The following is a 20,488-nucleotide window of genomic DNA, read 5'->3' on the forward strand; positions in this document are numbered from 1 at the left end:
TTGGTGAAACCCCCAATCATGCCGCTGTGCTGCATCGTGGCGGACGAAAATACACATACGTACGATGGGGCTCATGATTTTGATTAACGTAAAATTCCACGTAAAGCCTGAATACGCAGAAACCTTCCTCGACGAGATCGACTGGTACACCCAGGCTTGTAATGCGGAGCCGGGTTGCCTGAACTTTGATTGGTACCGTGATCCGGAGGACCGTCAGCGCTTCCTCCTCGTTGAGGCTTATGCTGATGGCAAGGACGTCGAGCACGTCGAGGGCGAGCACTTCAAGCGCTCCTGCGAGGAGTTCCCGAAGTACCTGCTTGAGACCCCAGAAATCATCAACGTCCACATCGACGGTAAGACCGAGTGGGACCGCATGGCCGAGTACAAGGTCGATTCCTAAGGCACTCGCTTAAAAGTGATCCGCCTCCCTGCACCGTGTATACAACCACGCAGCGCAGGGAGGCGGACTTTTTTTATTTGGGCAATCTAGGCCGCGACGCTAAGAAGGATAATCAATAGGGCCGCAGGTACTAAGAGCCCAGCGAGGATAAACCAGGAATTTTTCTGCCCAAAGTTGAATTGGGAAGAACCGCTGGGAAGGGGCACCATCGCGCGGGTATCTGTGGGGTCGTAGTAGAACAATCCGTAACGAAGCTTGCCCGTTGTAGAGGAGTCAGGAAATTGTTCATCCAGTTTTTTATTTATGCTATTCAACCTGAACACGAGCCAGACGCAAGCCACAAGGATGGCAACGACTAGGCAGGGGAAAATTAGCGGTCTAGGGCCGCTGAGAAAGATTCCAGTGAGCGCGAACGCCGTGCAGATTGCCGTTAGCGCAAAAACCAAAAGCTTAACGCTGGAAGGATAGCAGCGGAGTGAGCACGGCTACGTTCGATATCAACCGCAGAAGACTGCGAATAGCTGCTTGTGGTGGTCTTGGTGCTTTGTTGCGTTATGCCGATAGTTACTGCTGATGTAATCGTGAGAACGAGAGGCACAAGTAACGCAAAACCAATTGCATTTCGATAGGTCTTTGGCATCCATGCATCAGGTTCGCCTCGACCATTGAAATGCTTGGGCAGCGGGTCTGGGAGGCTGTCCCAGCCGAGAATTACAACTATTGCGGCGACTAGCGCAAGCGTTGCCGTGGCGGCCAACCAAATCCATTCCTTGCGTGGAGCTGTCAACAAGAAGTTCCTCGTGTGTGCAGTTTCCTATATAAATCCAAAACAGGATAACGGAAATTTTGGCTCAAGCGTTAGGCAAACGAAAAGGCGGACAGTCCGTTGTAAGAGACCGTCCACCTTTTGCGTTCTAGGAGCTTTGGCTCACGAACGTTAGATTTGGCACTTGGAATCCAAGTTCTTGTCGTAGTTGGAGTACTGCAACAAGGCGTAGTGGAACGCCAGGGCGTATTCCGAAGCGCCTTCCGGAAGCGGGTGAATGCCGTCGGAATAGAGCAAGTTCGGGTTGTTCTGTGCGTGGGTGCACCAGTCAGCGAGGTAGACGTTGTCGTACTTTTTCGCAGCGTCGATGACGTCGCTTTGAGACTGTGCCATCCATTCGCGGTCGCCATAAGGAACGGCCATCACGATGGTGTGGTCTGGGCCGATGAGGTCAACGACTTCCTGAATCTGGTCAGGGAATGCCGGGCCATTGGTACCGAAGCCAAGGAAGACCGTGGAGCGCAGGTCGCCGGCTGCCTTCAGCTGCTCAATGATTGGCGGAGCAGCGCTGTAGTGGCGGGAGACCTCAGCGTCGATGTAAATGCCTGGGTAGCGCTGCTGCAGTGCCTCGGAGGCAGCCAACATCACCGAGTCACCGATGGCGGTAATTTCATTGCCGGTTGGCATCGGGCGACGCGTCTTTTCCGTCTGCGTGCTTGGTGCGGCAGCAGGCGCTGGGCTGCCGTTTTGCGTGGACTTATTCTGCTTCTGCAGTTGCTCGAGCTGCTGCTCCAGCTCAGACTTATCGCTAGAGGTCGCCAGCGCGTAGCCCACGCCCACTAGGGAAGCGACGACGATCAACGGCACGAGCGGCCAAAAGGCCTTGGCCAATCCGTCCTTCATCTCGGACATCGATGGGCGGGCCGCCCAGTAGTCAGTCCACGTCTTCTTGTAACCGCCGCGGCGGAAAGGATTCTCCACGAACTGGTAGGAAAGCTCTGCCAGCAAGAAAGAGATCGGTACCGCGACAAGACCCAGAATCCACGGCTTGTCGGAGGAGTGGTTTCCGTCGAAAATCGCGCGCAAAATCATCACGACCGGCCAGTGCCACAGGTACAGCGAGAAGGAGCGTTGGCCGAGCCAACGCATGACGGCGGTGCTGAAGATCCACTTGAGCGGACCGAACTCACGGATAACGCCCCAGATCATCAGTGCGCCGAGAACGCTGGTGAGGATGAGGCCGCCGCGGTAGGTGAAATCAGCATCGTCCGGCATGAGGAACAGCTGCGCGATGTAGCCTGCCAAGGCGAAGGTGCCGATGACACCGGCCATTACCTGCTCAGACTTACCAGGGCTTGGCCAAGAATCTGCCTTCGGGTGGGACTTGGTGCTAGTAACAATCAGAGACAGAATAGCACCGATGAGCAGGCCGAAGGCGTGGGTATCGGTGCCGTAGTACACGCGGGTTGGGTCTTGGCCCGGGGCGTAAATCAGCCACATTGCTACGCCGGAGGCGATAGCCAGCAGCAGCGAGACTGCGATTGGCAGACGGCGCGGCTGACGGCGGGAGATGGCAAAGATACCAAAGATAAGCAGCGGCCAGATGACGTAGAACTGCTCTTCTACGGCCAAGGACCAGTAGTGGGCAAAGACCTGGATCTCATTGTCCGCGAAGTAGGACTGGGAGGTGGCAATCTGCGTCCAGTTGTTGACGAAGAAGAACGTGCCCAGGAACTGCTCACGGATACCGACTGCGATATCGCCGCCAATGAGGGCCACGATGGCAGTACAGATAATCAGCACGGTTAGCGCTGCGGGCAGGATGCGGCGGAATCGACGTACCCAGAAGTCCTTCAGGCTGATTCGGCCGCTCACACGGAACTCACGCACCAGCAGGGAGGTGATGAGGAAGCCGGAGAGCACAAAGAACATGTCCACGCCAAGGTAACCACCAGGCAGCACGTCGCCGAAGAAGTGGTAGATAACCACAGCAAGAACGGCCAAGCCGCGCAGGCCGTCAAGGCCCTTAACCTGGCGCAGGCGTGCGCGTTTGGTGCGCTTTACTTCCTTGCTATCGTGCGGCGTCTTCAACGCTTCCGGTTCGTGCGGGAAGCGGTCCACCATCACCGGCTTTGCCGGTTTGGAGTCTTGCTTTGGCTGCGATGCTTTCTGCGGCGGCTGCACGTAGGAGGTCTTCTTTGGAGCCTCGCTTGCCGACGTCGTGGAAGCACCAGCCGCGCCTGCTGCCGCACCAGCCACAGCACCAGCAGAGGCTGCCTTGCCAGTACCATCGTGCTGCTCAGGATTCTTACGTGCCTCGCGAGAAGGCTTCGGTGCCTTCATCTGCTTTGGGGTAGGCGTACCAACCGGCTGGGAACGGCGTGCGAGTGCACGCTTGATTTCCTGATCGGCCGCTGGTGTCTTCGCCGACGGAGACTTTGCTGTGGAAGCACCTGCCGTGCCTGCAGCACCTGCTGTGCCTGCGGCACCAGCTGCGCCTGCTGCTGCAGCAGCGCCAGCAGCGCGACCAGCACCGCCAGCGCGGTCAGCTTGCTTCTTCGGCTGAGACAGCTGCGGCTTCTTGCCCGACTTCTGCTCGGTCTGTGGTGCAGACTTCGCAGCAGGCTTAGGATTCTCGGCTGGCTTCTCAGCAGACTTAGACTGCGGTGCCGACGGCTTCGACTGAATTGGCTTCTGAACAGAAGCCTTCGGAGCTGGCTGAGCCTGCTGCTGTGGCTTTTGTGCAGCATTCTTTGGTAGCGGAGCTGACTTTGGCTGTTGCTTTTGAGCAGAACCAGACTGGTTCTGGTTCTGGTTCTGGTTTTGTGGCTGTGGCTGGGGCTTTTGCTGTGCAGATTTTTGTGCAGGCTGCTGAGGCTTATTGCTTGGCTGAGGCTTGGCGCCTGGCTGCACATTCTTGGCAGGCAGGGACTTCGGGCTTATCGGCTTTTGAGCAGGAGTCTTTTGGGGTTGGTTGGCCTGCTTTTGTGCCGGCTTCTGTTGCTGCGCAGTTTGTGGCTTCTGCTGTTGAGCGGGTTGGGGCATCTGCTGTGCAGGCTGCTGAGGCTTATTGCTTGGCTGAGCCTTGGCGCCTGGCTGCACATTCTTAGCGGGTTGAGGCTTTGCAGCGGCAGTCTTCTGCTGAGGAGCTTGAGAAGTCTTTGACTTTAGTTGCTGGGCAGGCTGAGACTTCTGAGGTGCTTGCTTTGGGGTCTGCGTCGGTTGTGCCTTTTGTGCAGACTGCTTTGGTTTTTCTGCAGCTGGCTTGTTGGCCTTCGCATCCTTGGATGAGGAGGCTGCGGAATCTGCAGAATTCTTAGGCGCAGAGTCCTTCGGCGCTACGCCCTTGGGGGCGGCAGGAGATTGCTTTGCTTCGGTCTTCTGTTGGGAAGCTGATGCTGGCTTGTTTGCAGCGCCCTTCTCCTGAGGTGGGTAGACCAGACGAGCATTCTTGGTGCTCTTCGGAGCTGGCTTTGCTGGAGCCTTGGAATCAGCCTGCTTCTTCTGAGGATCTGGCTGCGGCTTAGATTCAGCAGAACCTTGCTTAGGGGCTGGTGCACTTGGCTTCGGTACCGTATTGCCTGGCTTGGCGTTGGAAGTGTCAGGCTTGCCCGATGCTGCGGAAGGCTTGTTTTGTGCGGCCGGCTTGTTAGGGGCAGCGGCAGGCTTAGAGTTCTCCGGCTTCTTAGGGGCAGAAGTCGACTTCTTTTGCTCAGGCTGCTTCTGTTCGGACTGCTTCTGCTGTGCTGGCTTAGAGGAGTTTGCCTTGGCAGACTTAGCCTGGGAAGGCATGTTCGCAGACTTGTCCTGCGAACCCTTGACTTGTGGCTCTGCCTTCTTTGGATCGTTGTTGTGATCCTTGTTATCCGCCACTGGTTGATATACCGGTTTCTGCGGGGCCTCCTGAGCCTGTTGCGCTGGTCGGCCGAGGAGGGACCTCAAAAACTGTTTCAAAACATTCTCCAGGGAAATAGTGGCTAGCAACTGGGTTATTCTAGCCCGCGTTGGTAAATGAATCCTAAAAAATGGGGAAGAGTACTCACCCTTATTTGGGCAACCTAACTTGTGCCTAAATTGCTGGTAGCAGACTCCGCGAACAGCTTGCGCAGAACCGTGGACACACCGTTGTCTGCATTGGACGGGGCGATAATATCTGCGATCTCCTTCAACTGTGGATGCGCGTTTTCCATTGCTACCGCTAGGCCCGCGGCACGCAAAAGCTCATAGTCGTTTAAGAAATCACCGAAGGCGGCGGTCTCGGAAAGCGCGACGTCGCTAAGCTTGGCCATAGCAGTCAACGCCTTGCCCTTGTCGACGCCGTCCGCCATGACGTCGAGCCAGACCTTGCCGGAGATAGCCACGGTCTGCTCGGGAACAGCCTCCCGAACCTTGGGCGCGAGGTTGGTCTCCGAGCCTTCCTTACAGTAGGCCGCAATTTTAATGACGTTATCGAGCGGCACCTCATCGAGGGACTCCACCCACTTAACCGCACTGTAATACTTGGTGATTTCCTGAACCGCGTGCTCTGGTATATCGCGTTTAATAAACGCGCGCTCCGGGGTGCACAGAACCAACGTGTGCTCCGCAGGGAACTCAGACGATGCCGCTAGAACGCGACGCACAGCTGCAGCGGGTAGGGGAAAGGACGCAATGATCTCATTGTCGCGCATGACCACCGCACCGTTTTCGGCGATGAAGGCGTCAAAGTCGGGGAACATCTTCTGCAAGGTGGCAAGCTGGCGGCCCGACGCCGGGATTAGAACGGACTCATTTTCGGCAGCGAGTGCCTTAAGTTCCGCAAAGTCATGTGGAAGTTGACCCTCTGGGTTTAAGAGAGTGCCGTCCATGTCTAGTGCAATGAGCTGCGGGGCCAAATCGTCCACCAATCTGTGATTTATCGGGGTAGCCGTATCTAATGTGATATGCCACACTGGAGGGCATGTCTGAGAATAATAGTGCTGTAGAAACAAGTTCTCACGCCGAGCCAGTGAAAGTATCAGTTCGCAACCATACCGGAGTTATCGAGCTGGATCGGCCGCGCGCGCTCAATAGTTTAAATCCTGAGATGCTTGACATTATTCGCCAAGCTCTTTCCCAGTGGCGCGAGGACGAAAATGTCCAACAAGTGCTGGTTCACTCGCGAAGCCCCAAGGCCTTTTGTGCTGGTGGTGACGTGCGTGCCGCCCGCGACGGAGCCTTGGAGGAACGTTGGGGACAAGTGGATGAATTCTTTGAAAAAGAGTACAAACTGAACGGTGATATCGCCGAGTATCCCAAGCCCTATATCTCCGTTATCGACGGCGTCGTCATGGGAGGCGGACTAGGAATTTCCGCCCACGGTTCGCACCGAATCGTCACCGACAAAGCATTTGCTTCAATGCCAGAGATGGCAATTGGCTACATCACTGACGTCGGTGTCGCCTACATGGCCCAACGCATGATTGGCACCCGTGGAAAATCCGATCCCGCACTGGCAAAGTTTTGGGGCCTTAGCGGCTACCGCATGTATGCCGCAGATATGCTCTGGGCTGGCTTGGCGACGCACGTCATCGAAAGCCCCCAAGCATTCATCGATGATGTTATTGCCGTAGGCGTCGATGCCGCTGCAGAAAAGCACGCGATTAAACCGGAAGGTAAACCAGAGCTAGCAGAGCTCATTGATGACATCGATGAAGTCTTTGCCTTTGATACATGGGCCGATATCAAGCAAGCGCTTCCGGCCCATCCGCAGCTGGCAGAGGTCTTTGCAAAACTTACCGAAAAGGCTAGCCCTTCATCTTTGGTTGCGGCTACAGAACTTTTCGCTGGGGAAGCCAAAGCGAAAGACGTCCGTGAGGCCCTGCGCATGGAGCTGGCTTTGGGCAAGCACATGTTGCGCCGGCCAGATTTTGTCGAAGGCGTGCGTGCGGTCCTGGTAGATAAAACGCATGATGCCGCGTTCCCCGCAGCGGGAGAGGCCGCCGAATTCCGCGAGGTTATCGCTAACGCCTAGATGCTGGCACTAATGCTTTACCAACTGGCGACGCCGCGGTTAGCGGCGTAAGCGGCACGGGCGCGTTCGGCGTCGCAGCCTGCAGGAAGGTCGACGGCCAGCACTGCCTCGGCAACTTCCGGAGTAGGGGCAGGCAACGTCAGCGTAGGCGAGCTCGCTAGGAGGATACCGGTCTTTTCACCCAGCGGTACGGTCAGCAAAGTCCATGCGCCGAGGATGGGCATCGCAATCTGCGGAAGAAAGGCGTCCTTCGCCCACTCCATTGGTAGGCAAGGCCGGACAAGATCTGGGACCCAGTTATCGCGCCCGAAGCGCTGCAAGTTGAAGGAAGCGCGTGCGGAATGCGTGCTCGCATAGTCCGGATCAGCCCACGCCCACGTGAACTCATCGGAGTCAACCGTTGCGATGAGATGAGCATCGACGGGCGTCGAACCTGTCGAGGTGGAAAGCATCGCGGTGGCCGTCGCGGCATCAAACTGCACGGCGGCATCAGGAAAGCGCGACTCTAGGTAGAACTGGTGCTCAACGGCGGTGAAATGGGCGTCGGCAAGCACTTGCTCTGGCAGCACACCCGAATGGGCCGTGCGGAGGCCAATGATGCGCTGGCCACCCGGTGCATCCTTGGCGCTCAAGTGCACGCTGGTGCCATCGCTGAGCGTGATTGTCTCCGCTGTGGCGCCGCCCTTGGCGTTACCCGGCGCGGATTCAGCTTCGAGCCGGCGAGCTTGTGCGAGGTTCAGCAAGGCCAAGCGCTCGTCGATGCCGCCGCTGAAACGCTCAAGTCCTAAGGAGATGGTGGTGGCCGTATCGTGCGGAAGCCTGTTGAACGCAATGGCCACCACTGCCTCGTGATCGCCCTGCGGTACCCGGGCGACCGGGGCGTTGCCCACGAGGAAGCGCGCGATATTAAGCAGTGAGAACTCGAAAGGTTGCGGTTCGTGGAACTCCGCGATGGGCGCTTGACGCGCACCTTCCGCGCACCAGGTGAGAATGCCATCCTTGATGGTGGCAAGGCGCATGCCTGGAAAATCGCGTATTCCCTGCACAGTGTTGAAGCGAACCTGGACCTTTTGGTCCAATTCGGTAGTGCCATCAGCGCTCGGGGAAGGCTGGAAGTTGAACTCCGTCGCTTCGACCTCGCCCAGCTGCTTAGTAAATTCCGCATCGATACCTGCTTGTACGAAGGCACCGGCGGAGTAAATTTCTTCCAGATTTTTAGGCAGTGGCAACGGCAGCAATGGCATGGGGCGTGTAACTTCCTCAGCGTCGGTAGGGATTATCTATCGCTTCTTCATAAGCGGCAACGAGTGCCTTTGTGGATTCTAACCATGAATAGCGCTCTGCTTCGGTACGTGCGGCCTGACCCATGCGGGCGCGTCGCGCGGGATCTGTCAATAGACCAATCGCAGCTGCGGCCCATTCATCGTCAGAAGCATTGCGATCGATGAGGTGACCGGTTTCGCCCTCGTCGATGACGAAAGGGATGCCGCCGGCGTTTGTACCGATGACAGGCACTCCGGCAGCAAAGGATTCAAGGGCAACCAAGCCTAAAGTCTCCGTCGCTGAGGGGAAGAGGAAAACGTCACCGGAAGCGAATGCTTGCGCGAGTTTTTCGCCGGACAAATAACCGGTAAAGACAGTGACTTCAGGGTCGAAGGACTTCTTGAGCTGCTCCAGATAGGGGCCAGCGCCCACGATGGCCAAGCGTGCCGCGGGTACTTCCTGGCGCACGAGTTTCGTTACGTTGGCGAGCCGCTCCAAGTCCTTTTCTTTGGAAATGCGGCCGATATAGGTAAGAAGCGGGGCGTCGGGGTTGCCTGCGCTGAGGCGCTCACGCATGACTAGTGTGGATTTTTTCGGGTGATAGGTCTGAGTGTCTACGGCCTTGGGCCACAACTTCACGTTGTGCATCCCAATCGTGCGGGCCTTATCCACCATGGGGCCAGAGGTACACAGATTCACCGCGGCCTGGTTATGCAGGTAGATGATAGCGCGCTCTGTCAGCGGGCGTGTCCACCCGATGTCGAGAGCATCAACATATTCCGGGACGTTGGTGTGAAAGCTTGCCACCAGCGGGACCGCATCGCGCCGCGCAGCGAAGACGCCTAGTGCGGCAGTCCAAATGGGGTTGACGGCATGAATTAAGTCTGGGTCCCATTCGCGGATTTCCCTGAAGAATCTCCAAGTTGGAAGAGCGAATTTGATCTCCGGGTAGACCGGTAAGGAAAGGCTGGGGATCGGGGAAACCTCAAAGCCTGCAAAACTTTTCGGAGGATTGCCCGGGGCGAAAATTTTGACCTCGTGCCCTAGAACAGCAAGCTGCTCTAGGGTCTTGGTCAGGCGGGTGACTACTCCGTCGATCTTCGGGAGAAAGACCTCGGTAACGATTGCGATGCGCACGGTTTAAAAGTGGGGTTAGTGAGCGGCCTTGTCGAGGAATTCCTCCGGAATTCCAACCTGTTGCTGCTTCGTCCACAGCGACTGCGCTGGAATCTTTGAGCGATCCACGCGGTCCGCATAGCGCCTTGCTACCTCCTCGATCTCGTGGAGGAGGCCCTCGCTCAAGGTAGTTGGCTCAAGGCCAAGTTCCAAGAAGGTGTTGTTGGAAACGTGCAGCTCGTTTTCTGCCGATTCCTTGCGCGGGTTCGGCACCATGGCGATCTTCGCACCGGAAAGCTCGGCGACGAGTTCTGCGAGGTCACGCACGCGATGGGTTTCTGTCATCTGGTTGATGATCTTTACGCGTTCGCCCTTGGCCGGCGGATTCTCGAGAGCCAATTCGATGCAGCGGACCATGTCGCGGATGTGGATGAAAGCGCGGGTCTGGCCACCGGTGCCGTGGACAGTCAGCGGGTACCCGATACCTGCCTGGATGAGGAAGCGATTGAGCACCGTGCCATAGTCGCCGTCGTAGTCGAAGCGGTTGATGAGGCGCTCGTCTTTAAGTGTTTGCTCGGTGTGAGTACCCCAGATGATGCCCTGGTGTAGGTCGGTGACGCGCAGCTCATCGTTCTTGACGTAGTAGGCAAAAAGGTGCTGATCCAGCACCTTGGTCATGTGGTAGACCGAGCCTGGGTTGGAAGGGTAGAGGATGGACTGCTCGATTGGCTCCTGGCCCTCCACCTTGACCTGTACGTCGAGGTAGCCTTCCGGGATTTCCATGCCCGCGGTGCCGTAGCCGTAGACGCCCATGGTGCCGAGGTGAGCCACGTGGATGTCGAGGCCGGATTCCACGATGGCGGCCAGTAGGTTATGGGTGGCGTTGATGTTGTTATCCACCGTGTAACGCTTGGTACGCGAATTCTTCATGGAATAAGGAGCAGCGCGCTGCTCAGCAAAGTGCACTACTGCATCCGGTTGTTCAGTTACCAGGAAGTCGAGCAAAGCGTCGTAGTCCTGAGCAACGTCCAAGTTGTGGAAAGCGATGGTCTTGCCGGAGACCTCATGCCATGCCGCGATGCGTTCCTCAATCGAGACGATGGGGGTTAACGAACTTGCGCCGAGTTCCTCGTCGATAGCGCGGCGGGAAAGATTATCCACGATAATGACGTCATGGCTCTGGTCGGACAAATAAAGGGATGCTGGCCATCCACAGAAACCGTCGCCGCCCAGAATCGCAATCTTCACTGTGGACACTCCAAACTTACTCGAGGGATGCATGCGAACATGCGCTGACAGGAAGGTCTATCTTTGCCCGGAGGAGCGAGGCCTGTGGGCGGAAAATACGACTTATACGACAGTACCCCGGTACCGGCAGGTGTCGCCGCCGGTCCGGGGTGAATTTTCAGTGAACTGCAGGAAAGCGCAGTGCTTGAGAAATCGATTAGGAAATCTTTTTCAGCGCTGCAAGGCATTCGCTGACGATTTGCTTCTTTTCTTCAATGCTCAAAGCACGGCCTTCCTTTTCTGCGGCATTGATTTCCATCAGGGCAAGGCGTGCGGCCGCGCCATGGGCAGTCAAAATGACGCGCATTTCTCTTTCGGAAAAGTCGGCCATTCGCGTGCTGAAGGACTTCAGGATGTCTTCGGCACAAGACTCGTAGCGTTGGCGTTCTTCGGCAGTGTGGCTAAGCCCTTCGAGACTCTCGCCGATGGCCACCAAGGTAGCAATCGAATGCAGGTTTTCGTCCTCGGATTCCAGAACATCCGAGACTAGGTGCTCAAAGAACTCGTTGATGTCAGACTCGGGATAGAGCTCGTCGAGATTTTCCGAGAAGGACTCAAGGACGCTTGCGGTGAAAAACAAAAGCGCATCGGAAGCAGAGGTGAAGTAGTTGTGGAAGGTACGAGGGGAGACCCCAGCGACCTCCGCAATGCGCGCCACGGTGAGTTTTTCCGCTCCTTCAGCGAGCACCAGGCGTGCGGCAGAATCTGCGATGGCGTGGCGCGTGGCCCGCTTTTTTGCTTCCCGCAAGCTCGCCATTTTTATGCTCCTTTTCCGGTGGACTTTGCTTCTACCTTATCGCGCTGGAATTGTTGGAGTTCTTCCCGCTGCGTGCTCAGGGCTTCTCCTTCTACATCGAGGTTGGGCAGAATCTTCGCCAGCCACTTTGGCATCCACCACGCCTTGTCATCGAGTAGGAACATGGTGGCCGGAATCAGCATCATGCGTACGACGAACGCGTCCATGAAGACGCCGACTGCGAGTGCGAAGCCCATGGTCTTGATGAAGGGGAGGTCGATGAGCATGAAGGCCGCGAACACGGAGATCATGATCAGCGCCGCCGCGGTCACGGTGCGGGCGCCATGCTTGAATCCGTTGGAGGTGGCGTTGCCTGCCGTCTTGCCGTGGACAAATCCTTCACGCATGCGGGTAACCAGGAAGACCTGGTAGTCCATCGCCAGGCCAAAGGTCAGGCCGATGAGCATGATCGGCAGGAAGGAAAGCAGTGGCTGTGGGTCATCGATGATGCCGAACATGCCTTCCTGGAAGATAGCGACGGTGATGCCGAACGTGGCGGCCATTGATAGGCCGAAGCCAGCCGCGGCAATCAGCGGTACCCAAATGGAGCGGAATACCAATAGCAGCACCAGGAAGGCGAGGCCCAGGACGATGGCGATGTAGGGGATCAGGACGTCGGAAAGCTTCTGCGAAATGTCATCGAAGATTGGGGTAATGCCGGTGATGCCGTAGCTACCGCCGGTGTTTTCGCTGAACTCGCCCTGGTAATCACGCAGACGCTCCAAGGTCTGGGTGGTTTCCTCATCGGTCGCGCCGGTGGACGGGGTGATCATGATCTGCGCGGCATCTTGGGAGTCGGTGGTTGCCACGATCTGGGCATTGACGACGCCTTCGGTGTCATTGAATTCCTGCAGAATCTGCTGGAATGCAGGCAGGCGGTCTTGCTCGGCGACGTTCGCGACGTCGACGAAAGCGATCATCGGAGCATTGCGTCCCGGGCCGAATGCCTCCTCGGTCATCTCGTAGGCATCGCGCTGGGGGGTGCCTAGCTTGGAGGTGCCATCTGTCGGCATCGCAAGGCGCAAGTTGGCAGCCGGAAGTGCGAGGATGCCCAGCAGCACAACGCCGGCAACCAGGTGCAGGAATGGATGCGCACGCACGCGGCGTACCCACTTTAGGCCCATCGTTGGCTTTTCATCTTCTGGATCCGGAACCTTAGGGCCGGGAACGCGACCTGCGAAGATCTTGGTGCCCAACAGGCCGAGGAGGGCCGGTAGGAAGGAAAGTGCTACGCAGACCGCGATGACCACGGTGGCTGCGGCTGCGATGGCCATGGTGGAAAGGAACGGAATGCCGATGATAGTCAGCGCGGTGAGGGCGATGACCACGGTGATGCCGGCGAAAATGACGGAGGAACCGGCGGTGCCGAGCGCCATGCCCATCGCATGCGCGCGGGTAGCCTTGTCCATCTTCTTAAGCTCTGCGGCCAGCTCCTTGGGGTTCAAGTCATTGAGGCCAGAGGAGGTAATCAGCTCGTTGCGGAAGCGAGCGACGATGAACAGGGCATAGTCGATGCCCACTGCGAGACCAATCATGGACGCCAGCATCGGGGTCTGATCGGAGACAGAGTCCGTGAAGATGGTGGCGAGCTGGACGCCCAGCAGGCCGACGCCCACGCCAATGACGGCGGAGATAAGCGGCATGCCTGCGGCTACGAACGAGCCGAAGGTAATAAGCAGCACGACGGCCGCGACGATGAGGCCGATGACCTCGGAGACCATGTTCATCTCGGTGGCGCCGTTGAAGGCGTTGCCGCCGTATTTCACGGTGAGGTCGCCTTCGTCGTAGTCGCGCAGAATATCCGTGACCGCAGTCATCTCTTCTTGCGGGATGTCGGTGACGGTATCTGCAGCGAATTCGATGGAGATGGTGCCGGTGCGCTCATCCTCGCTGAGCGGGGATAAGGCAGCCAGGTTTTCTTGGATCTGCTCTTCAGGCATGCCCTGCGCCGACATCTTTTCAGTCAGCTGCTTTTCCATGCCCATTGCGGCCATGACGGGGTTGACAATCTTGTCGGAATCGCGCAGCGCGTCCGTGCCTTGCAACTCCTCGATCATGGAATCGACCTCGCCCATGACCTCTTTGTCACTGAGCTTTTCGCCTTCTGGAGCTTGAATGGTGATGGTGGCGCTAGGCGCGCTCATAGCATCGGTTTCGTTACCGAAGCGCTCCATCATCTTTTCCTGAGTGACGGTGGAATCCATGTCAGGCATGGAAAAGGTTGGGGTAGGGGACTTGGCAAAAGCGCCCGCGAGGCCACCGAAGCCCACGAGGACTACGAGCCAGAACGCTAGAAATGGCCACACTTTTCGGTATGACCAACTACCGAGCCGGTAGAGGAATTTCGACATGTACAGACTTCCTTTGATTAAGTTTGCGTTACTTCTGCAATATTGTACACCTTACGCAAACTTGCAGTTGCTATGCAAGTTTGCGATTTGGGATCGGTTTGGGGAGGCGCTGCATAAGCGCTGTAGACTTGCGCGCATGCTCCATGCCGTCCTTTATGCTCTCCTTGACTCCGTGAATGCGCTGCTCATCGGCATCCTCGTCGCGATTGGCATCATGCTGCCGCGCGGGATGTATCGCAAGATCGCTACGCTCGTGGTTGTGGGAGACTGGCTGGGCGTGCTTGCCGCGACGGCGCTCGTGTTCTCTATCTTCCTTGGCATCAAGGACCAGATCATCTCGGTGCTCGACTCGCCCATCGCGGGCATCGTGCTCATCGTGGTCGGCGTCCTCCTCGCGCTCGGCGCGTGGCGCTCCAAAGGCGAGTCGAACCCGCTCGTGGAGAAACTCCTAGGCCCGCTGCGCACCCCGTCGTTGCTTACGGCGCTTGTCGGCTTCGCGATGGGCATTATCCAATCGCTCACCTCGGTGCCGTTCTACTACGGCCTCATGCACTTGGCCGCAGGCGATCTTTCGGTGAGCTCGCGGGTGAGCGCAGGCCTGCTCTACGCCTGCCTGGCGTTGAGCCTGCCCACGCTCTGTGGCCTGGGACTCGCGATGGTGCGCCACTACCCGGACAGCCCAGCCGGGCGCATCTTCGCGGCTGCGCGCCGCAACTCGACCCAGGTCGCGCTGTACTCGGGCTACGCGGTTGCGGTTTTCCTCATCATCATGGGTGTGGTCTCGCTCTAGAACGAGACGTCCTCGAGACGCAGGGACTCGGACTCGGGCGCCTGGCTGCGGGCGGTCTCGACGTATCGCGCCGCGTGCGGGATAAACGCGGCGGATTCCTCGGGGTTCAGCTCGCGGCGGACCTTGGCGGGCACGCCAGCGGCGAGCGAGCGCGCCGGGATTTGCTGGCCTTCGAGGACCACGGCGCCGCCGGCGATGAGCGAGCCAGTACCGACATGCGAGCGCGAGAGCACGGTGGCCTGCATACCCACGAGCGTTCCGGACTCGACGTGTGCGCCGTGGACCATCGCCATGTGGCCCACAGTCACGTCGTCTTCGAGGACGCAGTCTGCGTCGCAGTCGACGTGGAGTACGCAATTGTCCTGGATATTCGTGCGTGCGCCAATGCGGATGGCGCCGACGTCGGCGCGCAGGACCGTGCCATAAAAGACGGACGCGTCGGGGCCGATTTCCACGTCGCCGATAATCGTGGCGTTCGGCGCGATAAACGCGCTGTGGTGGATGCGGGGACGGACGCCGTTGAAGGGAAGAATGAGCATGATTACTCCACGGAGATGGCAAGGGTTTTGGACAGCTCGTAGTCGCCCGGCTCGGCGCGCAGGGTCTCCAGCAGTGCGGCGCGTGTGTCCGGGTCGAGCGGGATGGCCCAGCCTTTCTTCGGGTCGCGGACGGGGACCTCGGGGCGTGGGGCCGGGGAGAAGAAGACGCGGGTGGGGGCATCGGCAAGCCAGGCGGGCTCGGCGGCGAGGGCGACCTCGCGGAGGGCTGCGGCGCCAGCGGGATTGGTGACGACGATGAGGAGGGACCCAGCGGCGTGGACCGCGAGATGGTCGACCTCGACGACGGGCGCGCCGGATTCGGGCGTGGCGAGGCGCGGGGCCTTGGGGCCAGTGAGTGAGCGGAGCGCGTCAAGTAATCCCATGTGAACATCGTAAGCAGCCGCATACAGTAAAACAACGTGATTGATGCAAAAGATACCGCCCTGATTTTTGAAGGCGGCGGCCTGCGTGGTCAAGCTCATCGAGGAAGACGTGCAGTTTGGCTGGGTGGGCGGCGTGTCCGCGGGGTCCTCGCACACCGTGAATTACCTTTCGCGCGACGCGTGGCGGGCGAAGGATTCCTTCGTGGACTTCGCCCATAACCCGAGCTTCGGCGGGGTGGCCTCGGTGCTGCGCGGCACGGGGTATTTCAACGCGGAGTATATCTACGAGCGCTCCTCGGACAAGGAACTGCCTTCGACTTCGAAGCATTTCAGGCGAACCCGGCGGAGATGAACCTGGCGACGACGCGCGCAGATACGGGCAAGTCCGTCTACATCACGCGCGACGATATCCACGAGCAGGCCGACATGAACATGTACGTGCGCGCCCTCGACGTTGCCGTCGTGACGATCATCATCCCGCTCGCGACTTTGGCCATCATGCGGGGGCGAAGCCATTAAGGCGATAGCCCAAGCCCGGCTCGGTGAGGAAATAGCGCGGACGTGACGGATCCGGCTCGAGCTTGTGGCGCAGTTGCGACATGTACACGCGCAGATAATTGGTCTCTCGCTCATAGTTTTTGCCCCACACTGCCTGTAGCAAATCGGTGCTTTTGACGAGAGACTCGTAGTTGCGGGCCATGTATTCGACGATTTTCCATTGAATGGGTGTGAGGTGGATGCGTGAGTCATCCACGTAGACACTTGATTGGGCAAGGTCGAGGCGCAACCGGTTATCCGAGGAGACGAGTACGGGGTTCACTCGTTCGGTGGCGAAGGCGGTGGCGGCGCGGCGTAGGGCGGATCGGAGCCGGGCGAGCAGCTCACCAGTGGAAAACGGTTTGGTGACGTAGTCGTCGGCGCCCTCGTCGAGGGCGTTGATCTTGCCCTCTTGTTCATGGCGGGCGGAGACCACGATGACGGGCACAGTCGACCATTTGCGCAGCGAGCGCAGGACTTCTAGACCAGACGTGTCCGGAAGGCCGAGGTCCAACAGAACTGCCTGGGGTTGCCACTGCCCAGAGATTTTCAGGGCGGAGGCTGCTGTCTTTGCAACGCGAACCTGATATCCCCGCGCCTTGAGGTTGATTGAAACCGCAAGGGCTAGCGTATGGTCGTCTTCAACGATGAGGATGCGGGGCCCTTGGTCGGCTTCGGGTGCCGCAGAGGATGAATGGAGTTGGGACACTACTGCTTTCCACCTTCGGGTGTAGGGGTACAAGGCATTTCGATGACGATGGTCGCGCCGCCACCGGGGGTCTCGGCGGGGTAGATGTGTCCGCCCATGGCTTCAGTGAAACCACGGGCCACTGCCAGACCCAGGCCGAGCCCCAAGGCGTCGTCTGATAGCCGCTGGAAAGGCAGAAACAAGCTATCCCACTGGTCTCGAGGAATGCCAGGGCCGTGATCAGCAATCCTAATCTGTACGATGTTATGGTCGTCGCGAAGGCCAGAAGGCCCGATTGAAGCGGCATCGTCGGCCACGACGGAGGATGGAGCGTCCTTTGCGTGGGCCACGCTAGTCAGGAGCGCTTGGTGTGCCTCGCGCGCCGTGATGTCGATGCGGGTGCCCGCGCCGTGGTTGACCGCGTTGGCGATGACGTTTGCTAGTACGCGCTGGACGAGGCCGTAATCCGCGAGGATCGGGGGCAGCGTGACAGGGATGTCCACACGCACGCCTCCTGCGGAGACGCTGTGCTCATCGAGCGCAGCGTCGACGATGTCCGCGACATCAATAGCCTGCGAGTTTGGTCGAAGCATCCCCGTATTAAGTCGAGACATGTCAAGCAGATGATTGATAACTATCTCGAGACGGTGCGCCGAGGACTCGATGGTGTTGATGAGGGCCTGACGGTCTGCCTCAGAGATTTCGACGTCGCCGAGCGTGAGACCGGAGACTGCCGTGGTGATGCCAGCTAGCGGCGTTCGTAGGTCGTGCGAGACCGCGGTGAGCAGCGTGGAACCTACTCGGTTGGAGGATTCCAGGGCTGTGGTCGCCCGTCGCATCGCTTCCATTTCCTGCCGGTCGAGAATGGCGGTAATGCGAGCACCGTGGGCTTCGATCATATCGATCTCAGACGGGCTGAGCTCCCGGTTGCCGATGACTAGACGCAGTGAGTCACCGATCCCGACGTGGTTGACGGATTCACCGGCGCGACTTTTTTGCTGTGCCACAACTACATCCGGGGACTCCGCGTTGGACTCGATGGTCCACCACTTCTTGTCTTCACTGGAATAGCGCTGAAGGAGGACCTTGTCCAACGAAAAAGTCTCGCCAAGTCGCCGCAATAGTGATTTAAGATCCGCCCCCTCGTAAATGACGCCGCGCGCAAGGTCTGCCATGATGACGGCCTGTGTTTGGCGTCGTTTCGCTTCGTCTGCGCGCCGTTCAGCGTAGTCCACGATATACGCCACGGTCAGAGCGATGATGATGAAGAAGCCCACCGAGGTTATCGACTCCGGCTCGGTAATACTCAACGTGTGGGTGGGAGCGGTAAAGAACCAGTTGGCCAACAGCGATCCACTGATGACCGCGAGCAGCGCCGGCCACACGCCGGCCGCGATGGCGCTAAAGACCACGATGGTGAGAAATCCCAGCAGGATGGGGCTCAAGAACTTTTCCTCCGGATTAAAGAGCAACATGAGTACCGTAAACCCCGGGGGGAAGAGCAACGCCGCAAACCAACCTGTCAGTAGGCGGACTCGGCCGAAAATCGTGCCTCGCCGCGGCCGTTTTGGCTGGGGGTCATCTGACGAGGACAGGGAGACGATGTGGACATCAATCGTGCCCGAACCATCGATCACGCGCTCGGCAACACCATTGGCAAGAGTGTGCCCCCAGCGTGGCCGGCGGCCGATAACCAATTGCGACGCGTTGATAGAGCGTGCGTATTCCAACAGCGTGCCGGCGACGTCGTCGCCGATGAGCACGCGCCACTGGCCATTGAGATCTTCCACCAGCTCTTGCAGCCGGCGCAGCGCGGAAGGGGTTTGGTTGGAGGTCAAACCCTCGTTGCTGGCGACGTAGACCGCCACCATTTCTCTGCCCGAAACTCTTCCTGCGATACGGGCGGCGCGCCGAATGAGTGCTTCGGACCCGTCGCTGCCCGACACCGCTACGATGAGGCGCTCGCGGGTCGGCCATGTCGAGTCGATCTCGTGGTTCTCGCGGTAGGCCGCGAGACCTTCTTCGACCTTGTCAGCCAACCACAGCAGCGCCAATTCGCGCAGGGCAGTCAGGTTTCCCAAGCGGAAGTAGTTCTCCAAGGCCTTGGTCGCCATGGCTCCGTGGTAGATCTCGCCCCGCGCGAGCCTGATACGCAGCGAGTCGGGGGATAAGTCGACCAGCTCGATGTGGTCGGTATCGCGGAGCACCTGATCGGGGATGGTTTCACGCTGCCGGGTGTTTGTGACCGCCGCTACGACGTCGTTGAGCGATTCGAGGTGCTGGATGTTGAGCGTTGAGATGACGTCGATCCCGGCGTCAAGCAGCGTGTAGACGTCCTGCCAACGCTTTTGCGAGACTTCTGTGGCTGCGAACTCGGCATCGCCGGTGACGACGGTGTGCGCGAGCTCGTCGACGAGAAGCACGTCTGGAGCAAGTGCCAAGCAGGCGTCGACATCTAGCTCTTCGAAGACCCGCCCGCGATAGGTGGTTTTCTTTCGCGGGATGACGGTTAAGCCCTTGACCAGTTCCGCGGTGCGTTTCCGGCCGTGCGTTTCTACGACGCCGACCATGACGTTAAGCCCCTGCCGCTGCAATTCATGTGCTTCGTTAAGCATGGCGCAGGTCTTGCCCACGCCTGGAGCAAAGCCAAGGTAGACTTTGAGTTTTCCACGGTGGCTGTGGGTTGGCTCGAAGGACGCAGAGTCGGTAGTCGCTCGAGGAGACTCAGAGGCAGACATAGTTACCAATTATATCCTTGGGAGTGTTTATTCTGGGCGGCGTGTGTCGAGGGGAGAAAGACGAAGACAGACCCCGCGCGGGCGGGCACGGGGCGAAAAGAGGATTACTCGGCGACAAGCTTAGCGAGGTCGTAGTTGAGTGTGACTACGTTGACGGCCACACCATTCGGGCTTCCAGTAAAGGAGTTCATGAACCCTACCTGGTTGTCCTTGATAAGCTGACGGAGATCGTCCTCGCCTAGGCCGGTGGCCTTGGCTATGCGTGGCACCTGGATCTCGGCGTACGCGGTGGAGATGTGCGGGTCAAGACCGGAGCCGGAAGCCGTGACGGCATCGACAGGCACATGGTCTTCGCTCACGCCCTCGCGGGCAGCGACCTCTGCGCGGCGCTTTGCAATCTCGTCCTGATATTCCTGCGATACCACGGCAGCGTTGGACGCGGACGAAGACATAGCGTCCCAGCCATTGTCGCCTGCGGCGGACGGCCGCGGATGGAACCACTGGTCTCCCTCGACGGGGTTGGCGATGAGGCGGGAGCCGACGATCTCGTTGTTGGTGTCACGTAGGAGGCCACCGTTGGACTTATCCGGGGATAGCTTGCCCACGCCGACGAGGACCATGGGATAGATGAAGCCCAGTATGAGCATCATCACCAACAGTGTTCGCAATGCAGTCCATTGCGCGCGGACGTTGAATCCCGTGCTAAAAGGACTTGCGCCGGCAGCGTGGTACAGATCCGGGTTGTTCCCGAATTCATCCGAGCGCGTCAGGTCGTGGCTGATGGGCTCATCCGTTGCCGTTGAGTGTGCCCTCGCGGATTGTGGAGTCTGAGGAGTGTGCAT

Annotated in this window: 18 protein-coding genes; 5 read left to right on the top strand and 13 right to left on the bottom strand. The window is 58.7% G+C overall.

From position 1 onward, the window contains the following. Nucleotides 1–73: 73 nt before the first annotated feature. Entirely contained in the window at nt 74–400 is a 327-nt protein-coding gene (locus QKB66_RS00450; RefSeq protein ID WP_062035561.1) for a putative quinol monooxygenase, read from the top strand. A 430-nt stretch (nt 401–830) separates the two neighbouring features. Here QKB66_RS00450 and QKB66_RS00455 read toward each other — a convergent pair whose 3' ends face one another. The 3 genes from QKB66_RS00455 to QKB66_RS00465 all read right to left on the bottom strand — a co-directional run bounded on the left by QKB66_RS00455 (nt 831) and on the right by QKB66_RS00465 (nt 6,049). Then, on the bottom strand, nt 831–1,187 hold the full coding sequence (locus QKB66_RS00455) for a DUF1648 domain-containing protein (protein ID WP_179294290.1): 357 nt from the start codon (nt 1,185–1,187) through the stop codon (nt 831–833). A 150-nt stretch (nt 1,188–1,337) separates the two neighbouring features. Further along, nucleotides 1,338–5,039 carry an acyltransferase family protein gene (locus QKB66_RS00460; protein ID WP_414252449.1) on the bottom strand — a complete coding sequence of 1,234 codons (3,702 nt, stop codon included), beginning with the start codon at nt 5,037–5,039 and terminating at the stop codon, nt 1,338–1,340. 185 nt (nt 5,040–5,224) lie between these two features. Continuing rightward, nucleotides 5,225–6,049: an HAD family hydrolase gene (locus tag QKB66_RS00465; protein WP_414252450.1), complete on the bottom strand. Its 825-nt coding sequence runs from the start codon at nt 6,047–6,049 to the stop codon at nt 5,225–5,227. Between the two features lie 56 nt (nt 6,050–6,105). Here QKB66_RS00465 and QKB66_RS00470 point away from each other — a divergent pair, with 56 nt between their 5' ends. After that, nucleotides 6,106–7,158 (top strand): 3-hydroxyisobutyryl-CoA hydrolase, encoded by a 1,053-nt coding sequence (locus tag QKB66_RS00470; protein ID WP_414252451.1) that lies wholly within the window; start codon nt 6,106–6,108, stop codon nt 7,156–7,158. A gap of 17 nt (nt 7,159–7,175) precedes the next feature. On the opposite strand, the gene QKB66_RS00475 is transcribed toward QKB66_RS00470, so the two are convergent. The 5 genes from QKB66_RS00475 to QKB66_RS00495 form a co-directional block, all read right to left on the bottom strand. Continuing rightward, nucleotides 7,176–8,402, bottom strand: coding sequence for a DUF6882 domain-containing protein (locus QKB66_RS00475; RefSeq protein WP_096336584.1), 1,227 nt, complete (start codon nt 8,400–8,402; stop codon nt 7,176–7,178). A gap of 16 nt (nt 8,403–8,418) precedes the next feature. Next, nucleotides 8,419–9,558, bottom strand: coding sequence for a glycosyltransferase family 4 protein (locus tag QKB66_RS00480; RefSeq protein ID WP_414252452.1), 1,140 nt, complete (start codon nt 9,556–9,558; stop codon nt 8,419–8,421). Between the two features lie 15 nt (nt 9,559–9,573). Further along, nucleotides 9,574–10,785: an NAD-dependent epimerase/dehydratase family protein gene (locus tag QKB66_RS00485; RefSeq protein ID WP_096336586.1), complete on the bottom strand. Its 1,212-nt coding sequence runs from the start codon at nt 10,783–10,785 to the stop codon at nt 9,574–9,576. A 196-nt stretch (nt 10,786–10,981) separates the two neighbouring features. Further along, complete coding sequence (locus QKB66_RS00490; RefSeq protein WP_414252453.1) at nt 10,982–11,581, bottom strand: TetR/AcrR family transcriptional regulator; 600 nt, start codon at nt 11,579–11,581, stop codon at nt 10,982–10,984. 2 nt (nt 11,582–11,583) lie between these two features. Then, the gene (locus tag QKB66_RS00495) at nt 11,584–13,971 is read right to left on the bottom strand and encodes an MMPL family transporter (RefSeq protein ID WP_414252454.1); all 2,388 of its coding nucleotides are present in this window, start codon (nt 13,969–13,971) and stop codon (nt 11,584–11,586) included. Between the two features lie 136 nt (nt 13,972–14,107). Here QKB66_RS00495 and QKB66_RS00500 point away from each other — a divergent pair, with 136 nt between their 5' ends. Continuing rightward, a complete protein-coding gene (locus tag QKB66_RS00500; RefSeq protein ID WP_070586729.1) occupies nt 14,108–14,761 on the top strand; it encodes a hypothetical protein in 654 nt (217 codons plus the stop codon). Here the strand turns inward: QKB66_RS00500 and QKB66_RS00505 are convergent. After that, nucleotides 14,758–15,300: a gamma carbonic anhydrase family protein gene (locus QKB66_RS00505; RefSeq protein ID WP_311518411.1), complete on the bottom strand. Its 543-nt coding sequence runs from the start codon at nt 15,298–15,300 to the stop codon at nt 14,758–14,760. The two genes, QKB66_RS00500 and QKB66_RS00505, sit on opposite strands and share 4 nt — an antisense overlap. Nucleotides 15,301–15,302: 2 nt before the next feature. Continuing rightward, nucleotides 15,303–15,782 carry a hypothetical protein gene (locus QKB66_RS00510; RefSeq protein WP_414252455.1) on the bottom strand — a complete coding sequence of 160 codons (480 nt, stop codon included), beginning with the start codon at nt 15,780–15,782 and terminating at the stop codon, nt 15,303–15,305. Here QKB66_RS00510 and QKB66_RS00515 point away from each other — a divergent pair. Further along, a complete protein-coding gene (locus QKB66_RS00515; protein ID WP_062035552.1) occupies nt 15,769–16,035 on the top strand; it encodes a hypothetical protein in 267 nt (88 codons plus the stop codon). The two genes, QKB66_RS00510 and QKB66_RS00515, sit on opposite strands and share 14 nt — an antisense overlap. After that, the gene (locus tag QKB66_RS00520) at nt 16,032–16,202 is read left to right on the top strand and encodes a hypothetical protein (RefSeq protein ID WP_201057402.1); all 171 of its coding nucleotides are present in this window, start codon (nt 16,032–16,034) and stop codon (nt 16,200–16,202) included. The genes QKB66_RS00515 and QKB66_RS00520 overlap by 4 nt, the downstream gene beginning before the upstream one ends. On the opposite strand, the gene QKB66_RS00525 is transcribed toward QKB66_RS00520, so the two are convergent. The 3 genes from QKB66_RS00525 to QKB66_RS00535 form a co-directional block, all read right to left on the bottom strand. Next, complete coding sequence (locus QKB66_RS00525; protein ID WP_248091008.1) at nt 16,180–16,929, bottom strand: response regulator; 750 nt, start codon at nt 16,927–16,929, stop codon at nt 16,180–16,182. The genes QKB66_RS00520 and QKB66_RS00525 overlap by 23 nt on opposite strands. Next, nucleotides 16,929–19,646 carry a DUF4118 domain-containing protein gene (locus QKB66_RS00530; protein ID WP_248091006.1) on the bottom strand — a complete coding sequence of 906 codons (2,718 nt, stop codon included), beginning with the start codon at nt 19,644–19,646 and terminating at the stop codon, nt 16,929–16,931. The genes QKB66_RS00525 and QKB66_RS00530 overlap by 1 nt, the downstream gene beginning before the upstream one ends. Before the next feature lie 104 nt (nt 19,647–19,750). Beyond that, entirely contained in the window at nt 19,751–20,488 is a 738-nt protein-coding gene (locus QKB66_RS00535) for a potassium-transporting ATPase subunit C (RefSeq protein WP_082787613.1), read from the bottom strand.

This window comes from Corynebacterium sp. c25Ua_89 (assembly GCF_047459735.1).
In the GTDB taxonomy this organism is placed as follows: Bacteria; Actinomycetota; Actinomycetes; order Mycobacteriales; family Mycobacteriaceae; genus Corynebacterium; species Corynebacterium simulans.